This is a genomic window from Streptomyces sp. P5F9 (genome assembly GCF_057961495.1).
Map to the genome: position 1 here is coordinate 1 of NZ_JBXVPZ010000478.1, position 7,196 is coordinate 7,196.

Sequence of the window (7,196 nt, forward strand, 5' to 3'; positions counted from 1 at the left end):
CCCGCACCCCGAGCAGCCTCCCGTGTACCCGGCCGCGCCCGGTGGCCCGGACCCCTTCGCGCTCGACCAGCTGGCGACCGACGCCGCCGCCCGCGCGCACGCGCTGCTCAGCACCGGCCGGGACCCGGTGGGCGGCCTGACGCTGTGGCAGGACGCGGTGCGGCTCGCCGCGGCCCGCCCCGGTTCGGGGCTGACCGTCACCACCCGTTCCCTCTACGCCTCCCTGGCCAAGGCCACCGGACGTACCACTGCCGAGCTGGCGCGCGCGGTCGCCGCCTGGCGGCAGGGCGGCATCGAAGGGCTCGCGGTGCTCGAAGAACCCTGGGACCCACCGGCCGGCCGCTTCGACCGAGCCCGCCCGCTCCTCCTCGCCGCCGACCTCCCGGCCTTCCGCCCCTGGCACAACCACCTCACCCACCCTCACGGCCACGTCCAGCTCCGACTGGGCCGCGACGGCCTGTGGTACGCCTACGAATCAGAACCCGGCGACGAGGACTGGTGGCCCAGAGGCACCCCCGACCTGGACCCGGTAGGGGCACTCACGGGCCTGGGCGCGCCGAGCGAACTCTGAGCCGCCGAGCAGCCGCCGAGCAGCATGGAGTGGCCTTCGACACAGCCCCACCGGTCGCATCTCTCTCACCGGTCGGCAACTCCCCTGCTCTCACCCCTGTCCCGTGAAGGCGATGTGAGGGTTCCCCACTGATGTGTGGGAGCCGAGTGGGGAGACCGGGGGCCCCACAGCCGGACCGTAAGAAACGGCGGTTACGTTGGAGCGGTGAGCGATATGAAGACCCCTGCACTCCAGTACCGCTTCGACGGCCCCGAAGACGCGCCCGTTCTCATCCTGGGCCCGTCCCTCGGGACGACGTGGCACATGTGGGATCGCCAGGTGCCCGAGCTGATGAAGCAGTGGCGGGTCTTCCGGTACGACCTGCCGGGCCACGGCGGCTCGCCCGCGCACCCGACCGGCTCGGTCTCCGACCTGGCCGACCGGCTGCTGGCCACGCTCGACGCCCTCGGCGTGCAGCGCTTCGGCTACGCGGGCTGCGCGCTCGGCGGCGCCGTCGGCCTCGAACTGGTCCTGCGCCACCCGGAGCGCGTGGCCTCACTGGCACTGATCGCCGCCTCGCCCCGCTTCGGCACGGCGGACGAGTTCCGCCAGCGCGGCGTGATCGTGCGGACGAACGGGCTCGACCCCATCGCCCGCACCTCGCCGGACCGGTGGTTCACCAGCGGGTTCGCCGCGTCGCAGCCCGCGATCACCGAGTGGGCCGTCCAGATGGTGCGCACCACCGACCCCGGCTGCTACATCGCCGCGTGCGAGGCCCTGGCCGCGTTCGACGTACGGTCCGAACTCGCCCGCATCGGCGTGCCGACCCTCGTCCTCGTCGGCTCCGACGACCAGGTCACCGGCCCCGCCGAGGCCCGCACGCTGGTCGCCGGCATCCCGGACGCCCGCCTCGCCGTCGTACCCGGCGCCTCGCACCTGGTCCCGGTCGAGCAGCCCGCCGCCGTCACGGACCTCCTCGTCCGGCACTTCTCCACCGCCTGGCAGCCCGCCTACGAGCACTCCACCGGGCAGTTCGCCATCGCGGCGACCCCGGTCAAACCGGTCCTCGCCCCGCCGCCGCAGCTCGCGCCGATCGCCGAGATCGCGCCGCCGCCCGCCGTACCGCCGCAGGTCATGGGCCGTCCGGACCCCTACGACGCCGGGATCAAGGTCCGCCGTGAGGTGCTCGGCGACGCGCATGTCGACCGGGCGCTGGCGCAGGCCGACGAGTTCTCCGGGGACTTCCAGGACTTCATCACCCGTTACGCGTGGGGCGAGATCTGGGACCGGCCCGGCCTCGACCGGCGCTCACGCAGCTGTGTCACCCTCACCGCGCTGGTCGCGGGTGGCCACCTGGACGAGCTGGCCTTCCACACCCGGGCGGCGCTGCGCAACGGCCTCACCCCGGCCGAGATCAAGGAGGTGCTGCTGCAGGCGGCCGTGTACTGCGGGGTCCCGGCGGCGAACAGCGCGTTCAAGGTCGCCCAGCAGGTCATCCGCGAGGAGACGACCCCCACCGAGTGAACCACCGGCTGACCCCACGGAGTGATCTTCAGACGGGCACCGGAAGTACCAGCCTCACCCGCCCGTCCACCGTTCCGGCGCGGCAGGATGGACCCATGAAGCTGACGAAGAATTCGCACGCCTGCATCCGCCTGGAGAAGGACGGCCGGTCGCTCGTCATCGACCCGGGCACCTTCAACGAGGAGGACGCCGCGGTCGGCGCGGACGCGATCCTGGTCACCCACGAGCACCTCGACCACTTCAACGAGGACCGGCTGCGGGCCGGTCTGGAGGCCAACCCGGCCGCCGAGATCTGGACGCTGAAGTCGGTCGCGGACCAGCTCTCCGCCGCGTTCCCGGGCCGCGTGCACACGGTCGGCCACGGCGACACCTTCACGGCGGCGGGCTTCGACGTCCAGGTGCACGGCGAACTGCACGCCGTGATCCACCCGGACATCCCGCGCATCACCAACGTCGGCTACCTCATCGACGGAGGCCGCGTCTTCCATCCCGGCGACGCGCTCACCGTCCCGGACCACCCCGTCGAGACGCTGATGCTCCCGGTCATGGCCCCCTGGAGCAAGATCTCCGAGGTCATCGACTACGTCCGCGAGGTCAAGCCGCAGCGCGCCTACGACATCCACGACGCCCTGCTCACCGACCTCGCCCGCCCGATCTACGACATGCAGATCGGCGCGCTCGGCGGCGCGGAGCACCTGCGGCTGGCGCCGGGGGACAGCGCGTCGGTCTGAGTGTCAGTGCCGCCCGGTAGGTTGTGAGGCATGCGTATCGCGACCTGGAACGTGAACTCGATCACCGCCCGTCTGCCGAGGCTCCTGGCCTGGCTGGAGAGCAGCGGCACCGACGTGCTGTGCCTCCAGGAGGCCAAGCTGGCCGAGGCGCAGTTCCCGTTCGACGCGCTGCGCGAGGCGGGTTACGAGGCGGCGGTCAACGCGACCGGCCGGTGGAACGGCGTGGCGGTGCTCTCCCGGGTCGGGCTCGACGACGTGGTCAAGGGCCTCCCCGGGGACCCCGGTTACGACGGCGTTCAGGAGCCCCGCGCCGTCGCGGCGACCTGCGGCCCGGTCCGCGTCTGGTCGGTGTACGTGCCGAACGGCCGCGAGGTGGACCACCCCCACTACGCGTACAAGCTCCAGTGGTTCGAGGCCCTCAAGGCGGCCGTCGCCGGCGACGCGCAGGGCGGCCGCCCGTTCGCGGTGCTCGGCGACTACAACGTGGCGCCGACGGACGACGACGTCTTCGACGTGGCCGCCTTCGAGGGCCTCACCCACGTCACCCCGGCCGAGCGCGCCGCGCTGACCGCCCTGCGCGAAGCGGGCCTGTCCGACGTGGTCCCGCGCCCCCTGAAGTACGACCACCCGTACACGTATTGGGACTACCGCCAGCTCGCCTTCCCGAAGAACCGCGGCATGCGCATCGACCTGGTCTACGGCAACGAACCGTTCGCGAAGGCCGTCACCGACTCCTACGTCGACCGCGAGGAGCGCAAGGGCAAGGGCGCCTCGGACCACGCCCCGGTGGTCGTGGACCTGGACGTCTGACCCGAGGAAACCGGCCAGGTCAGCTCAGCGAGGCGAACCACCGCACCACGGCCGCCGTTGCCGCCCGCTGGGAGCCCAGGTGGCGGGAGCCGCCGTAGTCCGGAGTGCCGAGGTCGACCAGTGGCGCCTCGACACCCAGGGCCCGGAACGACGCCTGGCAGTGCTCGCTGTTCCCGTTCACGGCCTGCTCGTCGCCCTCGGCGTAGTAGAGCCGCACCGGAGCCTGCGGCGTCCAGCCCGTGCACACCCCGTCGGTGACCCGCAGCGCGGCGGCCAGCCCGCCCGTCGGGTGCGCGAGCAGCGCCCGCCCGTGCGCCGTGAGCAGCTCATCCACGGTGTCCGGTGTCCGGGCCATGACCTCCTGCCCGGTGTGCGTACCGTCCAACAGGCCCTCGATCGTGCGGGAGTACGGCGCCCGGAAGACCTCGCCGGGGTTGTCGTAGACGTGATGGAGCCGGTTGAAGGAGACGAGGGCCAGCGCGGTGTAGATGACGCCGTCCTTCGGGTCCGCGCGCCCGTCCAGCAGGGCGGGCAACGCCACGTCCCGGAAGGCGTACGCACCGCTGACCGGTGCGAGCGCCGCCGCCCGGAAGCGGGGATCGGCCCCCTCTTGCAGGGCCCGCGCCAGTCCGAGCGCCGCCGAAGCCCCTTGCGAGAAGCCGGTGATGAGCACGTCCCGCCCCAACTGCCGTCCGATCGTGGGCGCGTAGGAGTCCGCGGCCCGCAGCAGGTCCAGCGCGGTGGTCGTCTCGGAGGGCACGTCCATCCACTGCTGCCGACCGGGGCCGAGGCCCAGACCGAGGTAGTCCGGGAGGACGACGGCGAAGCCCGCCGACGCGTAGGTCAGGGCGGGCGCCTGGCTCCACACTTCGGACGACACCGAGGCGACGTCGTCCTTGAAGAGTTCGGTGCCGTGCGTGAACGAGACGGTGCGCAGCCGCCGTTCACCATTGCGCGGGAAGGCCAGCAGCCCGCTGGCGGTGGTGGGCCGGCCCTTCGGATCCACCGTGCGGTACACCACCCGGTAGGTGTCGACGCCGTAGCGCACGGCCCCGGCGTCCCACGCCCCGTCCTCGTCGCCCCTCAACTCGGCGGCCACCTCCCGCGCGGACAACGTCCGCAGACGCACCACCGACACCAGCCGACCCCGCGCCGTATCGGGCACTCCATGCGCGGACGCGGCCGCAACGGCCCCCGCCCCCACGGCCCCCGCGGACACCGAACCGCTCACCACCAGGGCGACGGTCACCGACGACAGCACCATCAACTTGCCTGTCCGATTCATACTGCGACCGTACGAAGCGGACATCGCGCCCACCATCCGGCCAACCCGCCCTCGGCGGACGGGCTTTCCCCCTCCCGGGGCCGGGGGCTGACACGCCACTCGCGACGCCCTGTGGTGCGTACGGCGGTGCGAATGTCACGCTGGGAGTATGAACATCCCTTTCCTGGGCAACCGGGGCGAGAAGCGCGCTGCGCACGACCCCGAGGGCATCGCCGAACCGCTGTCCGAGTGCGAACTGCTCCGCTCCCATGCGGCCCGGGAGGGCGTCCAACTCGACGACTCCGTGGGCTCGTTGGAAGCGCTCGACCAACTGGTGCCCCGCTGGCGGGACGACGAGGAGACCATGTCCTGGCTCGGCAACGACGCCGGTCTGTATCTGGGGACGGTGATCGTGCGTACGGTGCCGGGCGCCGCCTGGGCGATCTGGCTGAACGGCCAGCCCGTCGTACGGCTCGACTCCGGGCGCGAGTTCGACGTCGTGGCCTCCGGTCATGAGTGGGCCGCCAGCGGTGTGCCCGAACTCTCGCAGCTGTACGCCGAGGTCGCGGAAGAGTAACGGCGGGCTTAAATACGGCTAATGCCCGAAAAGTGCGTGTCGTGCCTTAACTCCACTCTTGTGTCGATAGTTTGCGGCGACCACGACACAGCTGAGAGTGAGTAGGGCTGGGCATGGCCGTCGATCCGTTGATCGAACTGCGTGACGTCAACAAGTACTACGGGGAGCTGCATGTCCTGCAGGACATCAACCTCACCGTCGGCAAGGGGGAGGTGGTCGTGGTCATCGGCCCGTCGGGGTCGGGAAAGTCGACGCTGTGCCGGGCGATCAACCGGCTGGAGACCATCGAGTCCGGGACGATCGAGCTCGACGGGCAGCCGCTGCCCGAGGAGGGCAAGGCCCTCGCGAAGCTCCGCGCCGAGGTCGGCATGGTCTTCCAGTCCTTCAACCTGTTCGCCCACAAGACGGTCCTGCAGAACGTCTCGCTGGCCCAGGTCAAAGTCCGCGGGCGCAAGCGCGAGGACGCCGACAAGCGGTCGTTGGAGCTCCTGGACCGCGTGGGACTCGCCTCCCAGGCACCCAAGTTCCCCGCGCAGCTCTCCGGCGGCCAGCAGCAACGCGTGGCCATCGCCCGAGCCCTCGCCATGGAACCCAAGGCGCTCCTCTTCGACGAGCCGACCTCGGCCCTCGACCCGGAGATGATCAACGAAGTCCTTGAGGTCATGCGTCAACTCGCCCACGACGGCATGACGATGGTCGTCGTCACCCACGAGATGGGCTTCGCCCGCTCCGCCGCCAACCGCGTCGTGTTCATGGCCGACGGCCGCATCGTCGAGGACCGCACCCCCGAGGAGTTCTTCACCAACCCGCGCAGCGACCGGGCCAAGGACTTCCTGTCCAAGATCCTCAAGCACTGAGCGGGGGAGTGCGATCCATGTTCCGTACCACCCGTGTGTCCCTCGCCCTGGCCGCGCTCGCCGTGCTGTGCGCGAGCGCCTGCGGCAAGGAGGGCAGCCCGCCCGTCAAGGGTCCGGCCGCCGCGAAACTCCCCAACTACCAAGTGGCGCAAGGCTTTCAGCTCCCCGGCTCCAAGACCTGGAAGCGGGCGAAGAAGCGCGGCTACTTCACCGTCGGCGCCAAGGAGGACCAGCCCTACCTCGGCGAGAAGGACCCGGCGACAGGCAGCTACTCCGGCTTCGACATCGAGATCGCCCAGATGATGTCGGCCTCCCTCGGCTTCGCCCCGAAGACGATCCACTTCAGGACGATCGCCTCCGCCAACCGCGAAACCGCCCTGCAGAACGGCCAGATCGACTACTACGTCGGCACCTACACCATCAACGACATGCGCAAGAAACTCGTCGGCTTCGCCGGCCCCTACTACCTGGCCGGCCAGTCGCTCCTCGTCCGCACCGACGAGCACGACATCCACGGCCCGCAGGACCTCGCCGGAAAACGCGTCTGCTCGGCGGCCGGCTCCACGCCGTACCAGCGCATCAAGGACGACTATCCGAAGGCCCAACTCGTCGCCTACGACACGTACTCGGTCTGCGTCGACAACCTGCTCACCTATCAGGTCGACGCCGTCACCACCGACGACGCGATCCTCATCGGCTACGCGGCGAAGGTCCCCGATCAACTGAAGGTCGTCGGCAAACCCTTCTCGAAGGAGCCGTACGGCATCGGAGTCCCGCACGGCGACAACGCCCTGCGGTTCGCCCTCGACGACGCGTTGGAGGCCCGTGAGAAGAACGGCGACTGGAAGAAGGCGTACGAGGCGACGCTCGGCCTGTCCGGAGT

At 70.8% G+C, this 7,196-nt stretch carries 7 protein-coding genes and 1 pseudogene; 7 read left to right on the top strand and 1 reads right to left on the bottom strand.

The window, feature by feature from the left end; translation table 11 throughout:
* The 4 genes and pseudogenes from AC31A1_RS42965 to AC31A1_RS42980 all read left to right on the top strand — a co-directional run.
* Positions 1 to 571, top strand: a pseudogene (locus tag AC31A1_RS42965) (SWIM zinc finger family protein); the annotation flags it as partial.
* A 213-nt stretch (positions 572 to 784) separates the two neighbouring features.
* Positions 785 to 2,074 carry a bifunctional 3-oxoadipate enol-lactonase/4-carboxymuconolactone decarboxylase PcaDC gene (gene pcaDC / locus AC31A1_RS42970; protein ID WP_489658518.1) on the top strand — a complete coding sequence of 430 codons (1,290 nt, stop codon included), beginning with the start codon at positions 785 to 787 and terminating at the stop codon, positions 2,072 to 2,074.
* A gap of 95 nt (positions 2,075 to 2,169) precedes the next feature.
* Positions 2,170 to 2,805 carry an MBL fold metallo-hydrolase gene (locus AC31A1_RS42975; RefSeq protein WP_489658512.1) on the top strand — a complete coding sequence of 212 codons (636 nt, stop codon included), beginning with the start codon at positions 2,170 to 2,172 and terminating at the stop codon, positions 2,803 to 2,805.
* A gap of 30 nt (positions 2,806 to 2,835) precedes the next feature.
* Positions 2,836 to 3,615: an exodeoxyribonuclease III gene (locus AC31A1_RS42980; RefSeq protein ID WP_489658513.1), complete on the top strand. Its 780-nt coding sequence runs from the start codon at positions 2,836 to 2,838 to the stop codon at positions 3,613 to 3,615.
* A gap of 19 nt (positions 3,616 to 3,634) precedes the next feature.
* Here AC31A1_RS42980 and AC31A1_RS42985 read toward each other — a convergent pair whose 3' ends face one another.
* On the bottom strand, positions 3,635 to 4,900 hold the full coding sequence (locus tag AC31A1_RS42985) for an acetylxylan esterase family protein (protein WP_489658514.1): 1,266 nt from the start codon (positions 4,898 to 4,900) through the stop codon (positions 3,635 to 3,637).
* A gap of 148 nt (positions 4,901 to 5,048) precedes the next feature.
* Between AC31A1_RS42985 and AC31A1_RS42990 the strand changes: the two genes are divergently transcribed.
* The 3 genes from AC31A1_RS42990 to AC31A1_RS43000 form a co-directional block, all read left to right on the top strand.
* Positions 5,049 to 5,456 (top strand): DUF6278 family protein, encoded by a 408-nt coding sequence (locus AC31A1_RS42990; RefSeq protein ID WP_489658515.1) that lies wholly within the window; start codon positions 5,049 to 5,051, stop codon positions 5,454 to 5,456.
* Between the two features lie 113 nt (positions 5,457 to 5,569).
* Positions 5,570 to 6,313 (top strand): amino acid ABC transporter ATP-binding protein, encoded by a 744-nt coding sequence (locus tag AC31A1_RS42995; RefSeq protein WP_489658516.1) that lies wholly within the window; start codon positions 5,570 to 5,572, stop codon positions 6,311 to 6,313.
* A gap of 17 nt (positions 6,314 to 6,330) precedes the next feature.
* Positions 6,331 to 7,196 (top strand): glutamate ABC transporter substrate-binding protein (locus tag AC31A1_RS43000; RefSeq protein ID WP_489658517.1); only part of this gene is annotated, 866 nt, incomplete at its 3' end.